The sequence below is a fragment of the Acuticoccus kalidii genome, assembly GCF_021556395.1.
GTDB lineage: Bacteria > Pseudomonadota > Alphaproteobacteria > Rhizobiales > Amorphaceae > Acuticoccus > Acuticoccus kalidii.
In genome coordinates, this window is sequence record NZ_JAKGCS010000005.1 from 1 (window position 1) to 22,158 (window position 22,158).

The window sequence follows — 22,158 nt, forward strand, 5'->3', positions numbered from 1 at the left end:
TGACGTTGCCCCCTGAAGTGTCCTCGGTCTGAACTGGACTCCGTCGGAAGGAGACGGAGATGAAGAAGAGTCGCTTCAGTGAGGAGCAGATCATCGCGGTGCTGAAGGAGCATTCGGCGGGGATCGGCGTGACAGAGCTGTGCCGCAAGCACGGGATCAGCGATGCGACCTTCTACACCTGGCGCAAGCGTTACGGCGGCATGGAGGTCTCGGACGCTAGGCGACTGAAGGCGCTGGAGGATGAGAACGCTCGCCTCAAGAAGCTTCTCGCCGAACAGATGCTCGATGTCGCGACGCTGAAAGACGCTCTGGGACAAAACTTCTGACGCCCGGCGCGCGGAGAGGCTTCGTGAGCTGGGCTATTGAGACGAAGGGATATTCCCAGCGGCGCGCCTGTGCGCTGATCGGGATGCATCCCAGGACCTACCTCTACCAGTCGCAGCGGTCGGACGACGCGGCCATGCGCGAACGGCTGAAGGCGCTAGCGAACGAGCGGCGCCGGTTCGGCTATCGGCGGCTGCACATCCTGTTGCGACGCGAAGGCATCGAGGTGAACCACAAGAAGCTGTTCCGCGTGTATCGGGAGGAACGGCTGACCGTGCGGCGCCGGGGCGGCCGCAAACGTGCGATCGGAACACGCTCGCCGATGACGCTGCCGCAGGGACCGAACCAGCGCTGGAGCCTCGACTTCGTCTCCGACCAACTCAGCGACGGGCGTCGCTTCCGTGTGCTGGTCGTGGTCGATGACTTCACCCGCGAGTGTCTGGCGCTGGTCGTCGACACGTCCTTGTCGGGCGCCCGGGTGGCGCGAGAGCTCGACAGCCTCATCGCCCAGCGTGGCAAACCGCTGATGGTCGTTAGCGACAACGGCACGGAACTGACCTCCCGCGCCATCCTCGAATGGCAGGAGGATCGCCGCGTCGAGTGGCATTACATTGCCCCCGGCAAGCCGATGCAGAACGGGTTCGTCGAGAGCCTGAATGGCCGGTTCCGAGACGAGTGCCTGAACGAGCACCTCTTCCGCAGCCTGCCGGCTGCTCGCCGCCTCATCGAGGAATGGCGGGCCGACTACAATCACGACCGCCCGCACACCAGCCTCGGCGGCCTCACCCCGAACGAGTTTGCAACCCGGTCCCGACAGGACCACAACACGAACAGAGTCCAGCTATGAGCGGGGACACTTCGGGGGCAACGTCAACCCTGATCGAACTGATAGAAAGGCGGCTGCCCTACGCTCGCGTATCTGTCGCCTTTTGGTTCAAGCAACCGCACTGTTATTGAACGTTTGAATCGTCTGAACGATGCGACCTGCTCGGTTGATATCGAACACCTGATCCGGTCCGTGCGGTGCGATGTCGGTGAACGGGCTCTCGTAGAGCAGGGCCGGGTCCATCGTGCCGCGATCGGTCAGATGGTCGATTACGAGGCCGATAAACTCCAGTTGGTCTGGCGAGGCGGCTCCATCGGCCACTAGGTCGGAGAAGGCTTGCTCGACCGCATTCCGTTCGAGCCCCACGAGGCCCCGAATGAAGAGCCCGAAACCGTCAGCGACTTGCGTGGCTGCGTTGATCGTCATGGCGTCGCCGATCCCCGCGTCCACAAGCATTGTGGCGAGTGAGTCGAGGTCGGCCTGCGTCAGTGGCAGCCCTCTCTTCAGCTTCTGGAGGGCGACCGTGTCCTCCTGAGTGCGAAGGAAGTCTCGAGCCTTCCGCTTGAAGCGTTCAAAGTCGACGTCGCCGACGGCAGGGAGATCATGCTCGACTTCCGTTCCGATCTCGTCCGCGAAGTCTGTATAGACGATGTTTTTCGAGCTGCGGTCGATGTGCTCGACCACGTTTCGGAGCCTCAACCGGACGAGCTCTAGCGTCGGGACGGTAAGGCCTTCCCACCAGATCTCCGTCTGGATGGCTTCAATGAGCTCGGCATGGCGGGCCACTGCCGGGATAGCGGTCTGCATCTCCAGGGCCTCCGCGATCTCGATCAGGCGCTTGCGGAGGGCGTCGTAAGCCTTCGTGCGATCGAGAAGGGCGAGGGTGAGCTGGTACATCAGCAGGTCGAATCGTTTGGCGCCTTCGGACCCTTCACGCCGCGCGGACGGCAGTGGGGCAACCTCTTCCACAAGTTCCTCACGGTCGTGGTCATCGAGGGATAACCAAGCCTTTGGATCCACGTATTTCTCGACGAGCCGTCTCTTCTGCCGCACGACGAAGCTCTCGGGGTTCATGCCCGCAACGTCATCCTGCAACGCGGCGAGGAGAGAGCGGCCGACGGCCCGCTCTGTCTCGGGTGGGGCATGCAGGCCGGCCTCGAACGGGGGGCCATCCTCCTTCAGACCGGTGGGGTCGTCGGCTGTCTGCCGCCTCCCTAGGGCTCGCAAAAGGTCCACCCGGGCGGCGAAGACGCGGGCCTTGAGGGAGCGGCCGACGGGATCATCCCGAAGCTCCGGGTCCGAGCCGAAGAACTCCAGGTTTCCGCAATAGTCGATGACGCGGAACTCGCTCTTGCGTTGGCCGGGGCCGAAGAGGTCGGGGCACAGCCGGGTGCCGCGGCCCATCATCTGCCAGAACTTCGTCTTGGACCGCACGAGCTTGAAGAACACGAGGTTCACGACCTCCGGCACGTCGATGCCGGTGTCCAGCATGTCCACCGAGATGGCGATGTGCGGGTTGGCGTCCTTGATCGAGAACTCGTCGATGAGGCTCTGGGCGTGGTCGGTCTTGTGGGTGATGACGCGGGCGAAGTGACCGGCGAGGTGCGGGTAGGCCGCGTTGAACCGCCGTTCGATGTACTCGGCATGGTCCTGGTTCTTGGCGAAGATGATCGTCTTGCCGAGCCGGTCGCCGCCTTCGACCTTGATCCCCCGCTCCATCACGTGGGCGATCACCCGGTCGACCGTGTCCTCGTTGAAGAGGCGTTTGTTCACCTCGGCCGGGTCGACGTGGTCGGGGATCTCGTCCTCGCCCCATTCGAGCGCGTCCCATTGATCTTTCTCCTCGTCCGACAGGTCCTCGTATTTGAGGCCCCTCTGGACGATCTTCAGCGGGACCGAGATGGAGTGCGGCGGCACCAGGTGGCCGTCGCGCACGGCCTCCTTCAGCGTGTAGGCGTCGGTGGGGACGCCGTCCTCCAGGTCGAACAAGGAGTAGGTGTTGCGGTCGATCTCTTCCTTCGGGGTGGCCGTCAGACCCACCAGATAGCTGTCGAAGTAGTCGAAGATCGCCCGGTAGCGCTGGTAGACGGAGCGGTGGGCCTCGTCGATCACCACGAGGTCGAAGTGGCCGGGGCCGAAGGGCTTGGCGCGGCCACCCTTGCCGTCGATGAGGTTCATCATCGTCGGGTAGGTGGAGAGGAAGACCCGGCCCTCGGCGGTGCGTTCGGTGACGAGGTTGACCGGGGCACAGTCCGGCAGGTGGGCCTTGAAGGCGTTGGTGGCCTGCTTCACGAGGCTGGTGCGGTCGGCGAGGAAGAGGCACCGCTTCACCCATCCGGCCCGCATCAGGACGTCCACCAGCGCGATCACGGTGCGGGTCTTGCCCGAGCCCGTCGCCATCACGAGGAGGGCCTTCCGCTCGCCGTTCTGGAAGGCCTTCTTGATGTTGCCGATGGCCCGCATCTGGTAGGTGCGTCCGGCGATGTCGCGGTCGATGCGGATGTCGGGGAGGGGCTTGCGGGTGGTGCGGCGCTGGATGGCGAGCTCCAGCTCGTCCCGCTTGTAGAAGCCGCCGATCTGGTGGGGCGGGTGGCCGGTGCCCTCGCCCGTGACGTCGTTCCAGATCCAGTGCTCGTAACCGTTGGAGAGGAAGATCACCGGGCGCCGGCCGTAGCGGGCTTCGAGGCGGTCGGCGTAGAGCTTCGCCTGCTGCTGGCCCTGCCCGGCGCTGTTCTTCGTCCGCTTGGCCTCCACGAGACCGAGCGGCAGGCCGTCGGCGCCCCACAGGACATAGTCGACATAGCCCTTGCCCGTGGTGGTGGGCATGCCGTCCACCTCGAACTCCAGATCGTTCGGGCCGTCGAGGGTCCAGCCGGCTTCTTTTAGGAGGAGGTCGATGAAGCGGTCGCGGGTTTCCGCCTCGTTGTAGTCGTGGGTGTCGGGGGTGGCCTGGTTCGCGGCGCGGACGGCGGCGATCTCGGCGCGGGTTCTGGCGAGTTCGTTGTCGAGGGCCTTGAGACGGGCGGCGGCCTCTTCCTCGGCAGTGGCGGCGCGGGCCTCGGCGGCCCGGATCTTGGCGGCCGCTTCGTCCTCGGCGGCACGGGCCCGGGCTTCGGCGGCGGTCGCCTCCTCGACGGCCCGTCTGACCTCGCCGTCCCTCGCCTCCAGCTCGGCCTGCATCCGCTTCAGCTGGGAGAGGCCGAGGGCGAGCTGGCCGCGGACGGTGGGGATCTTCGCCGGGTCGAAGGCGAGGCCGTCGGCGGGGCGCGCGCGGCGGGCGTAGGTGCGGGCAAGCCAGAAGGTGACGTGGAAGAGTTCGGTGACGGCGCCGAGGGCGTCGCGGTCGGTGATCGTGCGTTCCTCGTGCACCGCCCGGTTGCGGAGGCGGTTGATGAGGCGGGCCTTCTCGAACACGGCTTGCCCGGCGACGCGGCGGAACGTCGGCTCGTGAAGGAGGGCGTTGATCTGGTCCTGGTAGGGGAGGGTGAGGCCCGGGTCGTTGCGGAAGGCCCACTTGACCGCGACCTCCACCGCCTTGCCGGCGAAGAAGGCGGCGGCGGTGGGGTTGTCCTTCGCGTACTTCTCCGCGTCGCGGGCCGCCTCATGGACGGCGGGGAACTCGGCGGCGAGGAAGGCGAAATTGGACATGGGCAAATGGCTAGAGTTGGCCGGTGAAGGCTTGGGATTGGAGGGAGGTGAAAAGGGCTTCAACGTCCGCGAGGCTAGCTCGCCCGTGGTCCCGTACCGCAAGCTGACGATCCAGTGCCTCGCCGTATTCCTCGACCAGTTCTAGAGGGGGGCAAGGCATGGGAAGGCTTCGCAGGATCTGCAGGTTGATGTTCTTCTGAGCTACCGTCGGTGCGGAGCGTTCGAGGGTGGCCTGCAGGAACGATAACCAAACCCGAACATACTGAACCATGCCGCGACTCTCGTGCGTGAAGCCCACAACACTATCCGGAAAGCACGCTGGGAGAGTTAGTATGCCAGTCTGTGCAATATTAGCCGCAATCGTAATGCATAGCGTTCCCGCTGGCCACATCCTGCTTTGACGCAATCCCGCATCAGAGTACGTCGAGCTGAAAGAGGTGATGTATCCGCGGCTATTGCTGACGTCGCCAGTTTGAATGAGGGGGTATGGTCCTCCAAGAAGGACGGGATCGTTGCGGGGGCGATGCTTTGATACTCCGCGATCAAGGCGGCCCACCTCCCCAAACTTCACTTCGGGGAAGCGATGTGGGTTCGTCACCGGATCCCCGAACATCTCCAGGAAGATGGACTGGGTGAGGGTGTCGAGGAGGGCGAGGGCGCGTTTGCGTTTGGCTCGCAGCTGGTCCGCCTTGTCCAGGATCGCCGCGATCCGCCGCTGCTCCTCAAGCGGCGGCAGCGGGATCGTCAGTCGCTTCAGGAACTTAAAATGGCGACTGTACCCGGCACTCGGCAATTCGTTCGCTTCAAGAAACCGGTACAGATATTTCGGGTCGAGTTATCCGGTTTTCGGCTTGAGGACTTTGGTGCCGTCAGCTCCCATGCAAAAGGGGAAGTCGACATACTTCACAGCGCGGGTATGATCACCAAAGACAATCCAGGGACCGTCGCCGCGAACGAGATTGGCGGCATCATCCGAGTACCCGCCGACGAAGTCGGCGCCCTGGTCGATAACCGGGTAGGCGCCCGAGTCAGCGTAGTCGCCTCTTTGCACTTTCAAGTTGCCCGCTGAGACGTCAGCGACGACTTCTTCAAATGGCACCACTGGAGGACGAGAGAGGAAGTTCATAGCATCCCCTCCAGCTCGTCCAGCCCCTCGGTGATCTCCCGCTCCAACGCCTTCAGCTCGGCAATGATCTCCTTCGGCGGGCGGTGCTCGGCGGCCTCGTGCACCATCTCCTTGTAGCGGTTGATGGAGAGGTCGTAGTCCGCCGCCGCGATCTCCTCGCGGGGGACGCAAAAACTCGCCTCCGTGCGGGCCCGGTCCCGCTCCGTCCCCGTCCGCTCGGCCCAGCGGGTCACCACGTCGGGCAGGCTGTTCTTCGCCGCCTCGTCGTCGCTCAAGGTCTCGGCGACGAAGTGGCCGCGCTCGCGCCGGCCCGGCACCGGGCCCAGCTTCTCGGCCGGCAGGAGCGGCGTGCGCTTGTCGTCGAGCGAGAAGCCGTCGGCGGTCACGTCGTAGAACCACACGTGGTCCGTCCCGCCCGAGTTCGTCTTGGTGAAAAGGAGGATCGCCGTCGACACCCCCGCATAGGGCCGGAACACCCCCGAGGGCAGCTTCACGATCCCGTCGAGCTTGTGGTCCTCCACCAGCATCCGCCGCAGCCCCTTGTGCGCCTTGGAGGAGCCGAACAGCACCCCGTCCGGCACGATCACCGCCGCCCGCCCGCCGGGCTTCAGGAGCCGCAGGAATAGGGCGAGGAACAGAAGCTCCGTCTTCTTGGTCTTGACGATCCGCTGGAGGTCCTTGGCCGTCGTGTCGTAATCCAGCGACCCCGCGAACGGCGGATTGGCGAGCACCAGGCTGTAGGCTTCCGCGTCGCCGGCATGCTCCTCGGCGAGGGTATCCTTGTAACGGATGTCCGGCTCCTCCACGCCGTGGAGGATCATGTTCATCGAGCCGATCCGCAACATCGTCCCGTCGAAGTCGAACCCGTGGAACATGCGGCGGTGGAAGTGCTCCCTGAGCGCATCGTCCCGGAAGAGGCCGGGGTGGTTGTCCCGCAGATATTCACCCGCGGCCACCAGAAACCCGCACGTGCCGGCGGCGGGATCGCAAATGGTGTCCTTCGGCGTCGGCGCCATCATCTCCACCATCATGGCGATGATGTGCCGGGGCGTGCGGAACTGCCCGTTCTGGCCGCTCGTGGCGATTTTGGCGAGCATGTACTCGTAGAGGTCGCCCTTGGTGTCGCGGTCCTCCATCGGAATGTCGGCGATGAGGTCCACCACCTTGGCGAGGAGGGCGGGGGTGGGGATCGTGAACCGGGCGTCCTTCATGTGGGCGCCGACGGCGGTGTCGGCGCCGGCCATCCGGCGGATGAAGGGGAACACGTGCTCGCCGACGATCTCGTACATCGCGGCGGGGCTGCCCTCGTTGCGGAACCGCGACCAGCGGAGGCGTTGGTAGTCGATCCCGCCTTCGCCCTCGCCGATGCCGCCGGTGCGCTCGATCCCGTCTCTGCCCTCGGGGAAGATCCGCCGCGCCTGTGGCCGGCCCAGCATGTTGGCCTTGTTCTCCTCCCGGATCTCGATGTCGTCGAGCCCGCGGATGAAGAGGAGGTTGGTGATCTGCTCGATCACCTCCAGCGGGTTGGACACCCCGCCGGACCAGAAGGCGTTCCAAACGGCGTCGATCTTGCCGCGAAGTTCCGATGTGAGCACGTCGTCGCTACTGTCCCTTGGGCACCTCCACCGCGAGGCGCCGAGGGGAACAGCGTACAAGCATCCGGTCTGCCGATAAACCGCATCGGATCGCGTATCGCCTGCCGTTCGTGACGATGCCGGCCGGTACCGATCTGCGGGCTACGCTCCGGCGGCCCAATCGAAGCGGTCGATCGCGTCCTTAAGCTGCCGCAGCGTGAACCCTTCCCTCAGGTAGACTTGCTGCGTCACGCCCTGCCGCTCGTGTCCGACGAGCGACAGGTGGACGGGTTCGGCCACACCGGCTTGGGCGAGGCGCGTCACCATCGTGTGGCGGAAGCTGTGAAAGACGTGGCTCTTGCTCTTGATGCCGACGCCCTTGGTGAACTGCTGGTTGAACCAGCGGCTCAACGAGCGGCCGTGACGTTCTGCGGGCAAAAGATATAGCCGGGAAACAGCCGGCCCCGGCGGGCCCACGGTCCACGAAGTCCGGCAGCCCGAGACGACGCAGCAGTTCGTGGTGCACCGGGACCTTGAGCTTTCCGGCTGCGGTCTTCAGGCGCTTGGTCTCGTCGCCTTCGTCGGTGATGTCGAAGAGCCAGATACCGACCCGCTGTCGCACGTCCTTCACGTCGAGCTGGCAGATCTCGTTGAGGCGAGCGCCGCTGAACATGCCGATCAAACTGGCCCACTTGTGGCTCTCTTTGCGCACGAGGCCGGACTGGTTGTGAATCAGCTCACGATAGATCGCCTGCATGGCACCCGGGGCGGTCGACGCGGCCTTTCCGGCCCTCATTCCCGCGAACAGTGGCTCGGTCGGAGCGAGTTGGCTAGCATCCTTCGAGCAGCGGGGTCGCAATGAGAGTCGAACAGTTGGTCGGGCGCTGCGGTCGGCGGCTGATGGAGTGGGACAGGTAAGCGTCCAGCTTCATCCATGTGCCTCACTCGTGTGGCACACTTGGTGGCGACGCGTCTAAGTCCTGGAAACTTCTGGGGGTGGTGGAGCCAAGGGGAGTCGAACCCCTGACCTCTTGAATGCCATTCAAGCGCTCTCCCAACTGAGCTATGGCCCCCCGGTCGTGTCGCGGAGATAGACTATCTTCGGCGAATTGCAAACCCCTTCCGCAAAATTGGTGGATCAAGTTCTCGGCGATCCACAGGACGAGGCGAAAAAGGCGCGTGGCGGCTGGTCTTATGGGGTTGCGGCCGCCCGCCATGCGGGCGCGAAACGGCAGAATTCACCCGCCGTCCGTCCGGTCGTGTCACGCCGCCTTGCCGTCCGACGGAGCCGGGCGGCGCGTGGTCTCAGCGTTCGTCTTCGTCGTCGTCCGCCGGGCGAACGACATCGCTCACCTCGTCGTCGTCGTCGTCGATCAGGGCGTCGTCGTCGGCGTCGACATCGACTTCGTCGTCGCTGTCGGCGACGACGATTCCGTCGTCCTCTTCGTCGCCATCGTCGGAGGTGGTTTCTTCCGCCTCCTCGAGGGGCACGAGATCGACACCGTCGTCTTCGTCATCGGTGTCGGTATCGTCCTCCTCGTCTTTCGCCGTCTCAGGGCGGACCGAGGAGATGGAGCCCGTTGCAAAAAGCGCGTTGCATTTCGGGCAGATGATGGGATCGCGGTTCAAGTCGTAGTACTTGGCGCCGCAATTGGGGCATAACCGCTTCAGGCCGAGTTCGGGTTTCGCCACAGAGCGCTCCGTCAGAACAAAAAAGGCGAGGTCGGATGGCACATTGCGAGTGCCACTGTAAAGCTGGTGTCAGCGCTGCAGCTCTTCTATGACAGCGCGCGCCGGTCAAGAAGGTTGTTCCATGTCAGAGACGCGTCAAGCCGCCACCGCCTCACCAAGCGGTCCGTTGACGGGAAGAGTGCGGGTTCCGGGTGACAAATCGATATCGCATCGTTCGCTGATGCTGGCCAGTCTCGCCGTCGGCCGTTCGCGCGTCTCGGGTCTGTTGACCGCCGAGGACGTGATGGCCACCGGCGCGGCGATGCGACAGCTCGGGGCGACGATCACGACCGGGCCGGAGGGCGACGTGGTGATCGACGGCGTCGGCCTCGGCGCGCTCGCCGAACCGGAGGGCGTTCTCGATTTCGGCAATGCCGGCACCGGATCGCGCCTCACGATGGGCATCGTCGGCGGCCACCCGATCGCGGCGACCTTCGTGGGGGACGCCTCTTTGTCGCGTCGGCCGATGGGGCGCGTCCTCGATCCGCTGCGCGAAATGGGCGTCACGGTGATCGCCCGCGAGGGCGACAGGCTGCCGCTGTCGATCAAGGGGCCGCGGACGCTGGCGCCGATCGTCTACCGTTTGCCGGTGGCGTCGGCGCAGGTGAAATCGGCGATCCTGTTCGCCGGCCTCAACGCGCCGGGCGAGACGACGGTGATCGAGCCGGTCGCGACGCGCGACCATACCGAGCGGATGCTCACCGCCTTCGGCGCCGAGATCCGCCGTGAGGCGAACGCAGACGGCGAGGGGATGCGCATCACCGTCGCGGGCCGCCATCCGCTCCGCCCATGTGACGTGATCGTGCCGGCGGATCCGAGCTCGGCGGCGTTCGCGATTGTCGCGGGCCTCATCGTGCCGGGCTCCGAGCTCGTCGTCGAGGACGTGATGCTGAACCCGTCGCGCACCGGTCTCATCACCACGTTGCAGGAGATGGGCGCCGATCTGACGATCGAGAATATCCGCAATGCCGGCGGAGAAGAGATCGGCGACATTCGCGTCAAGGAAAGCCGCCTCGTCGGGGTGACGGTGCCAGGCTCGCGCGCGCCCTCGATGATCGACGAATATCCCGTCCTCGCCGTCGCCGCGGCCTTCGCGGAAGGGGCGACGATGATGGAGGGGCTCGACGAGCTGCGCGTGAAGGAGAGCGACCGGCTCGCCGCCGTGGCGGCCGGGCTCGAGGCGAACGGCGTCGTGCACGAAGCCGGCCGGGACTGGCTGCGCGTCGAGGGCCGCACCGGCTCGATCGGCGGTGGAACCGTGACGACGCACCTCGATCACCGCATCGCGATGAGCTTCCTCGTCCTCGGCCTCGCCGCCGATCGGGCGGTGACCGTCGACGACCATAAGACGATCCAGACGAGTTTTCCGAACTTCATGGCGCTGATGCGCGATGCCGGGGCCGAGATCGCGCTGGAGACGGCGTGATCATCGCAGTCGACGGACCCGCGGCGTCGGGCAAGGGCACGCTCGCCAAGCGCCTCGCGGCCCATTATGGGCTCTTTCATCTCGATACCGGGCGGACTTATCGGGCGGTGGCTGCGGCGATGACCGCCGCCGGATTCTCGCTCGACGACGAAGCGGCGGCGGTGAAGACCGCGCACGGTCTCGACTTCACGCGCCTCGATTCGCCCGATCTCGGCTCGCCCGAGATCGGTGAGGGCGCCTCGCGCATCGCCGTGATCCCGGACCTCCGGGCCGCGCTCGTGGCGCGTCAGCGCGCTTTCGCCAAGGACGCCGCCGCGCAAGGCCATGGTGCCGTCCTCGACGGGCGCGATATCGGCACGGTCGTCTTCCCCGACGCGACGGTGAAGCTCTTCATCACGGCCTCGCCGGCCGAGCGGGCGCGCCGCCGTTCGCTCGAGGTCTATGGCGAGGCGGACGGCCCGCGCTACGAGGCGTTGCTCGCGAATCTGCGGCAACGGGACGAGCGGGATTCGAGCCGTGCGGCGAGCCCGCTGAAGCCGGCCGCCGATGCCTATATTTTAGACACGACCCAAATGTCCGCAGACGCCGCGTTTTTCGAGGCGACGAGGCTTGTGGACAAGGCCATGAAGCCTTAGGTTTCCGCGCCATAACGGGGATCGGCGAGCCGACCCCGCTTTTGGTGCATGTTCGCTTAAATTTTGCAGCCTTCATGCACTTGAACTTTGCGTTCCCACGCGGCGGCGGGCGGCGAGCCGTCGCAAAGGGCGCACCAAGGTCAACACCAACCTACGCCGCTGCGCTGAGAAGCGCCTCTTTCGGAGAACGAATGTCTTTATCAACCCCAACCCGTGAAGATTTCGCGGCTCTGCTCGAAGCGTCGCTGAACCAGACCGAAATGGTCGAAGGGTCCGTCGTCAAAGGGACCGTGGTCGGCTTCGAGAAGGATCTGGCGGTCATCGATGTCGGCCTGAAGGTCGAAGGCCGCATCCCGCTGAAGGAATTCGGCGGTCGCCCCGGCGAAGAGAACATCGCCATCGGCGATGAGGTGGAGGTCTACCTTGAGCGCGTCGAGAACGCGCTCGGCGAGGCCGTCCTTTCGCGCGAGAAGGCGCGTCGTGAAGAATCGTGGGTTCGCCTGGAAGCCGCGTTCGAGAAGAACGAGAAGGTCACCGGCAAGATCTTCAATCAGGTGAAGGGTGGCTTCACCGTCGATCTCGACGGTGCGGTGGCGTTCCTGCCGCGCTCGCAGGTCGACATCCGCCCGGTGCGCGACGTGTCTCCGCTGATGAACACGCCGCAGCCCTTCCAGATCCTCAAGATGGACAAGCGCCGCGGCAACATCGTCGTGTCCCGCCGCGTCGTCCTTGAAGAGACCCGCGCCGAGCAGCGTCACGAGATCGTGCAGTCCCTCGAGGAAGGCCAGATCATCGAAGGCGTGGTCAAGAACATCACCGACTATGGTGCGTTCGTCGACCTCGGCGGCATCGACGGTCTGCTTCACGTCACCGACATGGCCTGGCGCCGTGTCAATCACCCGACCGAGATCCTCTCCATCGGCCAGTCCGTGAAGGTTCAGGTCATCCGGGTGAACCAGGAGACGCACCGCATCTCCTTGGGCATGAAGCAGCTTCAGGCCGACCCGTGGGAAGGCATCGAGGCGAAGTACCCGATCGACGCCCGCTTCACCGGCCGCGTCACGAACATCACCGACTATGGTGCGTTCGTTGAGCTCGAGCCCGGCATCGAGGGTCTGATCCACGTCTCCGAGATGTCGTGGACGAAGAAGAACGTCCATCCGGGCAAGATCGTCGCGACTTCGCAGGAAGTGACCGTGATGATCCTCGAGGTCGACGCTGCGAAGCGCCGCATCTCGCTCGGCCTCAAGCAGGTCATGGACAACCCGTGGGAGGCCTTCCTGGAGGCCAATCCTCCGGGGACGGTCGTCGAAGGCGAGGTCAAGAACAAGACCGAATTCGGTCTCTTCATCGGCCTCGAGAACGATATCGACGGTATGGTCCACCTCTCCGACCTCGACTGGAATCGTCCGGGCGAGGAAGTCATGGACGACTACAACAAGGGCGAGACGGTTCGCGCCGTCGTGCTCGAAGTCGACCCGGAGAAGGAGCGTATCTCGCTCGGCATCAAGCAGCTCGGCTCCGATCCGTTCACGGAAGCGGCCGACGGCGCCGAGGTCCGTCGCGGTGCGATCATCACCGTCGAGGTGAAGGAAGTGAAGGAAGCCGGTCTCGAGGTCGCCATCGTCGGCACCGAGCTGTCGACCTTCATCCGTCGCTCCGAGCTTGCGCGCGACCGCAACGACCAGCGTCCGGACCGCTTCTCCGTGGGCGACAAGTTCGACGCCCGCGTCACGCAGTTCGACCGCAAGGCTCGCCGCGTCGCCGTCTCGATCAAGGCGCTCGAAATCGCCGAGGAGAAGGAAGCGGTCGAGCAGTATGGTTCGTCCGACTCCGGTGCGTCGCTCGGCGACATTCTGGGTGCAGCGCTCCGCGCTCGCAACAGCCAGGAGTAACACGGAGGGGCGCCCGCGCGGCGCCCTTCTTCATCCCGTCTCGGGATTGGAGGCGCCCCATGCGGGCGCCTCCACCATGTCCAGCCATCACGATCGGAGCCCTCAGCATGGACAAGACCCTCGCCACGTTCGCCCGCCCGGTGTTCCAGCGAGAAGTGTCGTCTTATGCCCCGTTCCGTTACCCTCTCCGCCCTGACTTGGACCGCGCCTGACGGCGCCGCCGTCCTCTCCGATCTCGATCTTGCCTTCGGCAACGAACGCACGGGGCTCGTCGGCCGCAACGGCACCGGCAAGACGACGCTGCTGCGCCTGATCGCCGGCGAACTGTCACCCGGCGCCGGCCATGTCGAGGTTCGCGGCACGCTCGGCATCCTCCGTCAGGACATGCCGACGAGCCGGGGCGAAACCGTCTCCGATCTCTTCGGCGCGTCGGATACCCTCGCCCTCATCGACCGCGCCGAGGCCGGGCGCGCGACCGTTGCGGAGATCGCCGCCATCGACTGGACGCTTCCGACGCGGATCGAGGAGGCACTCGCCCGCTGCGGGCTCGCGCTCGATCCGCGGGCGCCGCTCGCCGCGCTCTCGGGCGGGGAGCGCACGCGGGCCGGTCTCGCCGCGCTCGTCTTCGCCGAGCCCGATATCCTCCTCCTCGACGAGCCGACCAACAATCTCGACGCGGACGGACGCCGCGCCGTCTCCGAGATCCTCGGCGGCTGGCGGCGCGCCGCCATCGTGGTGAGCCACGATCGCGCGCTGCTCGACGAGATGGACACCATCGTCGAGCTGTCCGGCCTCAGTGCCGCGCGATATGGCGGGAATTACTCCGCCTACCGGGCGCACAAAATGCGCGAGATCGACGCCGCCCATCGCGACCTCGCCGATGCGGAGAAGTCCCGCACCGCCGTTCGGCGGAGGGCGCAACAGGCCGCCGAGCGCAAGGCGCGCCGTGACGGTCGCGGCCGCAAGGACCGCGCGAAGGGTGGGCATCCGAAGATCATCATGGATTTGGCGAAGGAGCGGGCCGAAGCCTCAGCCGGTGCGGGCGCACGTCTGCGCGACACTCGATCCGCGATGGCGGATGAGGCCGTCTCGGCAGCACGCGAAAAGGTCGAGATCATCGATCCGCTGACCATGGACATGCCGACGACGGGACTTTCCACCACAAAGACCGTGCTGCGGCTCGATGCCGTCAGCGGTGGGCACGACCCGCGCCGGCCGACGATCCGCGACCTTTCCCTCACCCTGACCGGCCCCGAGCGTGTCGCCGTCACCGGCCCGAACGGCAGCGGCAAGACGACACTGCTCGCGCTGATCACTGGCCGGCTCGCCCCATTCGCGGGGACGGTCGAACGGCGCGTTTCCACCGCCTATCTCGATCAGCACGTCAGCATTCTCGCCCCGGACCAATCGCTGCGGGACAATTTTCACCGCCTCAACCTCGATGCGACGCAGACCGAGGGCCGCGCCGCCCTCGCGCGCTTCCGCTTTCGCGCAGACGACGCGCTGCGGCTCGCCGGACGGTTGAGCGGTGGTGAGCGACTGCGCGCCGGTCTCGCCTGCACCATCGGACGGGCCGAGCCGCCCGCGCTGCTGATCCTCGACGAGCCGACCAACCATCTCGACCTCGACGCGGTCGAGGCGCTCGAAGCGGCGCTCGCGGGCTATGACGGCGCGCTGATCGTGGTCAGCCACGATCGGCATTTCCTCGCGAGCCTCGCGCCGGATCGGGAGATCGACCTTGCCGCGGCGCAAGGTGCGCCCTAATCGCACACCCCGCGCGACGCGCTCCATCGCGATGGAATCTGAAAAACCAATGCGATCCGCGGCGTTTCTCGTCCGAATTTGTTCGGCGAGCGGTCGCGGATCAGCATCGAATGCCGATCGAACTGTTTAATCTAGGCAAAAAATGCATCGCAGGCGCGCCCGCGCCGGGAACGAATTGCGCGTCAGAGCACTTGTTTTGAACGCCACACGTTTCCGGGCTCGGATGGGGTGCTTATGTCACTTGAAACTGGATCACCGCGTCACTTCGTCAAGGCGGCGATGGCCGCGCCCTATCTCGAAAGAGAGGAAGAGCACGATCTCGCGGTCAGCTGGCGCACGGACCACGACGAAAAGGCGCTCGCGCGTCTCGCCGCGTCCCATATGCGGCTCGTCATTTCGATCGCCTCACGTTTCCGTCATTTCGGGCTTCCGATGGGGGATCTGATCCAGGAGGGCCATGTCGGCCTGCTGGAGGCGGCTGCGCGCTTCGAGCCGGAGCGCAATGTCCGCTTCTCGACCTATGCGACCTGGTGGATCCGCGCCTCGATCCAGGATTATATCCTGCGGAACTGGTCGATCGTGCGCGGCGGCACGTCCTCGACGCAAAAGGCGCTGTTCTTCAATCTGCGCCGTCTGCGGGCCAAGATGGCGCGCAATGGCAGCGGCTCGCCGGATCCGGCGATGTACGAGGAGATCGCGAGCGCCATCGGCGTTTCGAAGGCGGACGTCGAGCTGATGAACTCGCGTCTGTCCGCGCCCGATACCTCACTCAACGCCCCGGTGATCGAGAGCGACGCGGCGGCGGCGGACCGGCAGGATTTCCTCCCGTGCCCGCAGCCTTTGCAGGATCAGACGGTCTCCGAGACGATCGACACCGACCGGCGCACCCGCTGGCTCCACGTGGCGCTCAACGAGTTGAACGAGCGTGAATTGCGGATCGTGCGGGAACGCCGCCTGACCGAGGACGGTGCGACGCTGGAATCGCTCGGTGAGAAGCTCGGCATCTCGAAGGAGCGCGTGCGCCAGATCGAGAACCGCGCGCTGCAGAAGCTCCGCTCCGCGCTTCTGCGCGACCATGAGCGCGCCGTCTTCGTGAACTGACGACGGCGCGGCGCTCAGCGCGCCGCGTGTCGTGGCCCCGGCTGACCGCCGCGCGGATCTAGAAGAGATCGCCTTGCGTGTCGTCGTCCGCCTTCTTGGAACGGCGGACGGGGCGGATGCGCGCCATGGCCGGCCGCGCCCCGCTCGTTCCCTCGACCACACGCACCCGCCCGTCCGCGAATTCGAGTTCCAGCGCCTCGCCCGGCGCGATATCGGCCGCGGCGTGGACGGGATCGTCGTTCTCGCGCCGCACCAGCGCGAACCCGCGCGACAGGACGGCCGTGTAAGACACCGCCGTCAACAGTTTCATCGACCCATCGAGGCGGCTTCGCTCCGCCGTGAGGAGCGCTGCGATCGCCCGGTCGCGGCGGACCACAAGCCGCCTCGTCTCGGCCTTCGCCTCCACGAGGCGGCGTTCGAGAAGGAGGGGATGCAGCCGCGCGCCGGTGCGCAGCGCATGGCCACGCCGTTCGGTGAGGACGGCATCGGCCGCGCGCGTCAGCCTATGCGCGGTGTGGGACAGGCGGTCCGCTGCGTGGACGAGCGGTCGCCGCGCGGTGTGAGGGGAAAGGCGCGAGGCGGTCCCGAGATAGCGCCGGCGCGCTTCTGCCGTCGCCTTGAAGAGGGCGCCGACGAGCTTGTCCGCGCTCATATCGAGCCGCTGGCGGGGCGTCTGGAGGAGGGCCGGGCCGACCGGCAGGCCGCGCGCCAGAAGCCGCAGATCGGCAGAGCGGCGATTGAGGAGCGTCGCCATCGCGACATCGAGCCGCCGCGCCCGGTCGGACAGCGTGGCGAGGCATTCGGAGCGGACCGGAACCACGCGCTCGGCCGCGCCCGTCGGCGTCGGAGCGCGGTGGTCGGCGGCGTGATCGATCAACGTCCAGTCGGTCTCATGGCCGACGGCGGAGACGACCGGGATCGGCGAGGCGACGACGGCGCGCACGACGGCTTCGTCGTTGTAGCCCCACAGATCTTCGACGCTGCCACCGCCGCGGGCGACGATGATGACGTCGGGCCGCGGCCCGCCATAGGCACCGGCGAACCCCTCGACCGCGGCCGCGACCTCGGCGCCTGACGTCTCGCCCTGAACGCGCACGGGCCAGACGACGACATGGGTCGGGAAACGGTCGGCCACCCGGTGGAGAATGTCGCGAATGACGGCTCCGGTCGGGGACGTGACGACGCCGATCACGCGCGGCAGCGTCGGCAGCGGACGCTTGCGCGCTTCGTCGAAGAGGCCCTCGGCGGCGAGCTTCTTGCGCCGCTCCTCGAGGAGCTTCATCAGCGCCCCGAGACCGGCATGTTCGAGCTGGTCGACGACGAGTTGATAGCTCGATTTCTTGGCGAAGGTGGTGAGGCGGCCGGAGGCGATCACCTCGAGCCCTTCCTCAGGCTTTACGCCGAGGCGGGCATAGGAGCCGCGCCAGACGACAGCGTCAATCGAGGCGTCGACGTCCTTCAGCGAAAAATAGCAGTGGCCAGAGGAATGGCGCCCGCGAAAGCCGGAAATCTCGCCCCGCACGCGGACATGGCCGAACCCGTCCTCGACGGTGCGCTTGACCGCCCGCGAGAGCTCCGAGACGGTGAATTCGGCGGCATTGGAGCGCGGCGGGTCCGCGTCATCCATGGCAAACGGTGCGCTCATTCCGCTACAATAGGCAAAACTCCCGTCCTCTGGAACACATGGTCCGTGTCCGATTTCAACGCTCCACGCCTCTTCGTCGACGATGACCTGCCCGGCCCCATCAGCTTCGATCAGCGCCAGACCAATTATCTGAAGAATGTGATGCGCCTCAAAGCGGGCGACACGATCATCGTCTTCAACGGGCGGGACGGCGAATATCGCGCGCTGATCGGCGGGCTCGGCAAGAAGGCGGGCGAGGCGGTCGGCGAGGAGAAATTGCGCCCCCAGACGAAGCGTCCGTCGCTCTGGTACGCCTTCGCCCCGCTGAAACAGGCCCGGCTCGACTATATGGTCGAGAAGGCGGCGGAGATGGGGGCGGGCCGTCTCGTCCCGGTGCTGACCCAGCACGGCCAGGTCCGGCGTATCAACCGGGACCGGCTGACCGCCAATATCGTCGAGGCGTGCGAGCAGTGCGGCATCCTGTCCGTGCCGGAAATCGTCGACCCCATGCCCCTCGCCACCTTCCTCGGCAGCCTCGATGGGCGCGCGCTCGTGGTCGCCGACGAGGCGATCGCCGGCGAAGAGGGGGACCCGATTGCGACGATCCGCGCGGCGGGGCAGCCGCTCGCGGTGCTCGTCGGTCCGGAGGGCGGCTTTTCGGAGGAGGAGAGGGCGCTCTTCCTGCCCCGCTCGCACCGCGTTTCGCTCGGCCCGCGGGTGCTGCGCGCCGACACGGCGGCGGTGGCGCTGCTCGCCCTCGTCGAGGCGGCGTTTCCCTCGGCCTGATCAGTTGTCCTTGCCGATCGAGCGGATCGTCTGTTGCGAGGGCCAATCCTCGACCGGAAGATCCTTATACTGACTGTCGGCTGTGGTGCAGCCCGACAGCAGGACGCCGAAGAAAAACAACACGCTAAGCGCCACGTCTCGTTGGAAATTCGCCGTCATCACGATACCCCTTCGGTCGAGCCTTTCGCCCGCTTCGAGAGCGGCGAGACCATGGTGCAAAGAGCGGGTGCCGCATTCAAACCACGACACGGTGATCGGCGTCGCTCGACGGCCGGAACGTGTCATGACACATGATTGCGTCCGAGGAGCAGTCCGCCTATGGTCCGCGGCTCGAAGCGAGGAGCTTATGGCGCGCGATACCCTTGACGAGACCCCGATCGTAGATCGCGCGGAGCTCATTGAACATCTCCGCAAAGGGGAGAAGCCGGTCGATCAATTTCGGATCGGGACCGAGCACGAGAAATTTCCGTTCAATCTGTCGGATCTGTCGCCCGTTCCTTATGCGGGCGAGCGCGGCATCAATGCGGTTCTTTCCGAACTTCAGGTGCTGACGGGGTGGGACGTGATCGCCGAGCGCGGCAACGTCATCGGCCTTGCCGATCCGGAAGGCGGCGGGGCGATCAGCCTCGAGCCGGGCGGGCAGTTCGAGTTGTCGGGCGCGCCGCTTGAAACGCTGCATCAGACCTGTATCGAAGCCAACGGCCACCTCGCCCAGGTGCGGGAGATCGCAAAGTCGCTCGGCCTCGGCTTCCTGGGCCTCGGCGTCGCGCCGACCTGGTCGCGCGACGAGATGCCGATCATGCCCAAGCAGCGCTATCAGATCATGACGGACTACATGCCGAAGGTCGGCACCCGCGGCCTCGACATGATGTATCGAACCACCACGATCCAGGTGAATCTCGATTTCTCGGACGAGGCGGACATGGTGCGCAAAATGCGCGTCGGCCTCGCCCTCCAGCCGATCGCGACGGCGCTTTTCGCGAACTCTCCCTTCATCGACGGCAAGCCCAACGGGCTCCGCTCCAACCGCGCGGCGGTCTGGCTCGACGTCGATCTTCAGCGGTCCGGCCCGATCCCCTTCGTGTTCGAGGACGGCTTCGGCTACGAGCGCTATGCCGACTGGGTGATCGACGTCCCGATGTACTTCGTGAAGCGCGGCGATGCCTATATCGACGCGACGGGCTTCACCTTCGCCGACTTCATGGCCGGTAAGTTCACCCCTCTGGAAGGCGAGCGGCCGACGATGGGGGACTGGGTCAACCATTTGTCGACCGTGTTCCCCGAGGTGCGGCTCAAGCGCTTCCTCGAAATGCGGGGCGCCGATGGCGGGCCGTGGAACCGGATCTGCGCGCTTCCCGCCTTCTGGGTGGGCCTCCTTTATGACAGCGGCGTGCTTGCGCAGGCCGAAGCCCTGATCAACGAGTTCGACGCCGAGCACCGGCACCATCTGTGGCGCACGGTGCCCTATGAGGGGCTTCAAACGACGGTGAAGGGGCGCACGGTGCAAGCGATCGCCAAAGACGTGCTTTCGTTGGCGTCCGAGGGGCTGAAGCGCCGCGGCAAGGCGAGCGGCGAGGCGAGCGACGAACGCGGCTTCCTCACCCCGCTGGAGGACGCCGCCCACTCCGGCCGCGCCCCGGCGGACGAGCTTCTCGCCGCCTATAACGGCCCCTGGAAGGGCGATATCCGCAAGGTTTTCGAGACCAACGCGTTCTAGGCCGGGTTTACGCGAACCGCGTCGCTTAGCCGTCGCGAACGACCTTCGCGGGGTCGGCGCTCGCCGGCGCGCCTTCCGCTGGCTGAGCGCCGGGAGAGCGTCCCGCGGCTAGGCCTCGGGCGCGTGTTCCGCTCGCTGGTCGAGGATTATGCCCCCGCGGCCGGCCCCTGCAAGAGGCGAGCGGTCCGACCGGCGCGAAGGCGCTGGCACCGCCGCCAGCGTCCTCACGTTGGCGGGCTCAGGCGCCGCCGTTCGCGGTCGTGGCGGCGCGCGCGGCCTTGAAGGCGCGGATCCGGTCGGCAAGGGTCGGCTCGGCCGGCTCCTCCTCCACGTCCGGCGCCGCCTCGTTCATGAACCGGGTGGCGAGATCGCGCAGCTTCGCCTTCAGCTCGGCGATCTCGTCCTGTCCGAACGCGTTGCCGGCGTCGACGGCGGCCTTCAGCCGCGCATTCTCCGCCTCCAGCGCCGCCATCGCCTCGCGGGCGGTCTGAAGCTCGGCGGTGAGGCCGGCGCGCATCGTATCGACGTCGCCGCCTTCGCTCGACGCGGCGTCCGCCGTCGCGGCGACGCGGAGCGCCTCGAGTTCGTCGAGAAGCGTGCCATTCTCGTTGCGCACCTGGTCAAGCTTGGTCTGGAGACGCTCGATCCGGGCGTCATTGGCGGCGCTCGTCACCTGCACGAGGGCGGCCTGGGCCTCCGGCGAGAGACCCTCGGCGCTGTCTTCCGTGGCGCCGGCCGAGGCGAGGGCAGTGACGCTCTCTTCCGCCATTTCGGCGCGACGTTGGGCCTCGCGAAGCTGCGTGTGCTGGTCGCGTAGGCGAGCTTCGAGCTCATAGATCTTCTGCAGGCGCAGTTCGAGGAGGGCCTCGCGTTTCTCGATCTCGGCCTTCGAGCCGCTTTCGGCGCGTTCGAGGCCGGCGAGGCGGTTCTGCAGGCCGTCCCGGTCATAGGCGAGGCGGGAGAGGCTGTCATTGGCGGTCTTCTCACGCGCCTCGGCGGCCTCGAGTAGGCCCTTCAGTCGGTCGATCTCGCCGGTGTCCGCGACGGGCTCCTGCCGTCCCATCGCGGCGCGGAGTTCGGCGATGGTGGCGTCGCGCTCCTTCACCGTGCGGCGCAGGATCTCGACCCGATCCTTGATCTCGTCGTGCTCCTTTGCGAGCGTGCCGTGGGCGTCACGGGCATTGTCGTTCTCTTCGAGCTTGGCGTGGGCAATCTGCAGGTCGCGGCGCAAGTCGCCGACGGTGCCGACGAGCCGGGCCGCCTCCTCGCGCGCCATGTCGCGCTCGCGGGTGAGGGTGTCGACCGCGCCGCCTTGATTGGTGCTGTCGGCGGTGGCGCGGGAGAGCTTGGCGATCGTCTCCTGCAGCTCGTTGCGCAGACCCGAGATGATCTCCGATTGGCGGGCGATCTCGCCGTTCGCCCGATCCCGCTCGGACATCAGCTGCGGAACGGAGTGGACCCGCTCGACGAGACCGTCACGCTCCTTGGAGAGGGCTTCGAGGCGGCTCGTTTCGCTGCCGCGCTCCGATTCGAGGCGGGCGATCGTGGCCTTGGCGTCGGCAAGCTGACGCTCGGCGGCCTTCAGCTTCAACTCGGCGTCGAGATTGGTCTGGACGCGCTTGTGCGCGTCCGCGAGCTTGCCTTCGAGCGTCGCGATTTCGACCGCGTGATTGGCGCGCAGGACGTCGCGCTCCGCCTGTACGGCGGCGATCATCTGCGCGGTGTCGCGCGGGCGCGCTCGGCCGCCGCCCTGCGGCCGGTTCGCGCGCTCGCGTCGACCGCCGGACAGTCCCTTGATCAGCCAGACGACGAGAATGAGGCCGAGAAGGACGAGGGCGATGACGGCCGGCATACTCAGCGTATCGGGCATTGTCATGGCGCTTACACTCACGTTGGGATCCACAGGTCCGGACTGCGAAATGGGAGCAAGTGTCCCGACGTGTCTCATAGTGCTCGTCCTACGGCCCTGTCACGGGCCTAG

General features: G+C 66.3%; 17 protein-coding genes, 1 tRNA gene and 1 pseudogene. 9 read left to right on the top strand and 10 right to left on the bottom strand.

Features of this window, described 5'->3' with window-relative positions:
• The first annotated feature begins 59 nt into the window (after window positions 1-59).
• A protein-coding gene (locus L1787_RS00260) for an IS3 family transposase (RefSeq protein WP_235706437.1) occupies window positions 60-1,171 on the top strand; the annotation gives its coding sequence in 2 pieces (ribosomal slippage) (window positions 60-315 and window positions 315-1,171; 1,113 coding nt in all).
• An 87-nt stretch (window positions 1,172-1,258) separates the two neighbouring features.
• Here L1787_RS00260 and L1787_RS00265 read toward each other — a convergent pair.
• Window positions 1,259-4,564 (bottom strand): type I restriction endonuclease subunit R, encoded by a 3,306-nt coding sequence (locus tag L1787_RS00265; protein ID WP_439648250.1) that lies wholly within the window; start codon window positions 4,562-4,564, stop codon window positions 1,259-1,261.
• A gap of 100 nt (window positions 4,565-4,664) precedes the next feature.
• On the opposite strand from L1787_RS00265, the gene L1787_RS26190 reads away from it, so the two are divergent.
• Window positions 4,665-4,943, top strand: a complete 279-nt coding sequence (locus L1787_RS26190) for a hypothetical protein (protein WP_439648254.1) — start codon at window positions 4,665-4,667, stop codon at window positions 4,941-4,943.
• Window positions 4,944-5,510: 567 nt separating this feature from the next.
• Here the strand turns inward: L1787_RS26190 and L1787_RS26195 are convergent.
• From L1787_RS26195 to L1787_RS00295, 6 genes and pseudogenes are all read right to left on the bottom strand, one after another.
• Window positions 5,511-5,591 (bottom strand): annotated as a pseudogene (locus L1787_RS26195) (hypothetical protein); the annotation flags it as partial.
• 42 nt (window positions 5,592-5,633) lie between these two features.
• On the bottom strand, window positions 5,634-5,924 hold the full coding sequence (locus tag L1787_RS00275) for a restriction endonuclease subunit S domain-containing protein (protein ID WP_235706470.1): 291 nt from the start codon (window positions 5,922-5,924) through the stop codon (window positions 5,634-5,636).
• A complete protein-coding gene (locus tag L1787_RS00280) occupies window positions 5,921-7,519 on the bottom strand; it encodes a type I restriction-modification system subunit M (RefSeq protein ID WP_235706471.1) in 1,599 nt (532 codons plus the stop codon). Before L1787_RS00280 ends, L1787_RS00275 begins: the two co-directional genes overlap by 4 nt.
• A gap of 141 nt (window positions 7,520-7,660) precedes the next feature.
• Window positions 7,661-7,909: a site-specific integrase gene (locus L1787_RS00285; RefSeq protein WP_235706472.1), complete on the bottom strand. Its 249-nt coding sequence runs from the start codon at window positions 7,907-7,909 to the stop codon at window positions 7,661-7,663.
• Window positions 7,910-8,495: 586 nt separating this feature from the next.
• Window positions 8,496-8,571 (bottom strand) — tRNA-Ala (locus tag L1787_RS00290).
• 232 nt (window positions 8,572-8,803) lie between these two features.
• A complete protein-coding gene (locus L1787_RS00295; protein WP_235706473.1) occupies window positions 8,804-9,190 on the bottom strand; it encodes a TIGR02300 family protein in 387 nt (128 codons plus the stop codon).
• Between the two features lie 121 nt (window positions 9,191-9,311).
• Here L1787_RS00295 and aroA point away from each other — a divergent pair, with 121 nt between their 5' ends.
• The 5 genes from aroA to L1787_RS00320 all read left to right on the top strand — a co-directional run bounded on the left by aroA (window position 9,312) and on the right by L1787_RS00320 (window position 16,050).
• A complete protein-coding gene (gene aroA, locus L1787_RS00300) occupies window positions 9,312-10,655 on the top strand; it encodes a 3-phosphoshikimate 1-carboxyvinyltransferase (RefSeq protein ID WP_235706474.1) in 1,344 nt (447 codons plus the stop codon).
• Complete coding sequence (gene cmk / locus L1787_RS00305) at window positions 10,652-11,290, top strand: (d)CMP kinase (protein WP_235706475.1); 639 nt, start codon at window positions 10,652-10,654, stop codon at window positions 11,288-11,290. Before aroA ends, cmk begins: the two co-directional genes overlap by 4 nt.
• Window positions 11,291-11,481: 191 nt before the next feature.
• Complete coding sequence (rpsA, locus tag L1787_RS00310; RefSeq protein ID WP_235706476.1) at window positions 11,482-13,185, top strand: 30S ribosomal protein S1; 1,704 nt, start codon at window positions 11,482-11,484, stop codon at window positions 13,183-13,185.
• Window positions 13,186-13,350: 165 nt separating this feature from the next.
• The gene (locus L1787_RS00315) at window positions 13,351-14,949 is read left to right on the top strand and encodes an ABC-F family ATP-binding cassette domain-containing protein (protein ID WP_235706477.1); all 1,599 of its coding nucleotides are present in this window, start codon (window positions 13,351-13,353) and stop codon (window positions 14,947-14,949) included.
• A gap of 234 nt (window positions 14,950-15,183) precedes the next feature.
• Complete coding sequence (locus tag L1787_RS00320; RefSeq protein WP_235706478.1) at window positions 15,184-16,050, top strand: RNA polymerase factor sigma-32; 867 nt, start codon at window positions 15,184-15,186, stop codon at window positions 16,048-16,050.
• Window positions 16,051-16,108: 58 nt separating this feature from the next.
• Here L1787_RS00320 and xseA read toward each other — a convergent pair whose 3' ends face one another.
• Window positions 16,109-17,677 (bottom strand): exodeoxyribonuclease VII large subunit, encoded by a 1,569-nt coding sequence (gene xseA, locus L1787_RS00325; protein WP_235706479.1) that lies wholly within the window; start codon window positions 17,675-17,677, stop codon window positions 16,109-16,111.
• A 63-nt stretch (window positions 17,678-17,740) separates the two neighbouring features.
• Between xseA and L1787_RS00330 the strand changes: the two genes are divergently transcribed.
• Window positions 17,741-18,460, top strand: coding sequence for a 16S rRNA (uracil(1498)-N(3))-methyltransferase (locus tag L1787_RS00330; protein ID WP_235706480.1), 720 nt, complete (start codon window positions 17,741-17,743; stop codon window positions 18,458-18,460).
• On the opposite strand, the gene L1787_RS00335 is transcribed toward L1787_RS00330, so the two are convergent.
• A complete protein-coding gene (locus L1787_RS00335) occupies window positions 18,461-18,619 on the bottom strand; it encodes a hypothetical protein (RefSeq protein ID WP_235706481.1) in 159 nt (52 codons plus the stop codon).
• Between the two features lie 187 nt (window positions 18,620-18,806).
• Between L1787_RS00335 and L1787_RS00340 the strand changes: the two genes are divergently transcribed.
• Entirely contained in the window at window positions 18,807-20,177 is a 1,371-nt protein-coding gene (locus tag L1787_RS00340) for a glutamate--cysteine ligase (RefSeq protein ID WP_235706482.1), read from the top strand.
• Between the two features lie 238 nt (window positions 20,178-20,415).
• On the opposite strand, the gene L1787_RS00345 is transcribed toward L1787_RS00340, so the two are convergent.
• On the bottom strand, window positions 20,416-22,068 hold the full coding sequence (locus tag L1787_RS00345) for a coiled-coil domain-containing protein (RefSeq protein ID WP_235706483.1): 1,653 nt from the start codon (window positions 22,066-22,068) through the stop codon (window positions 20,416-20,418).
• Window positions 22,069-22,158: the final 90 nt, after the last annotated feature.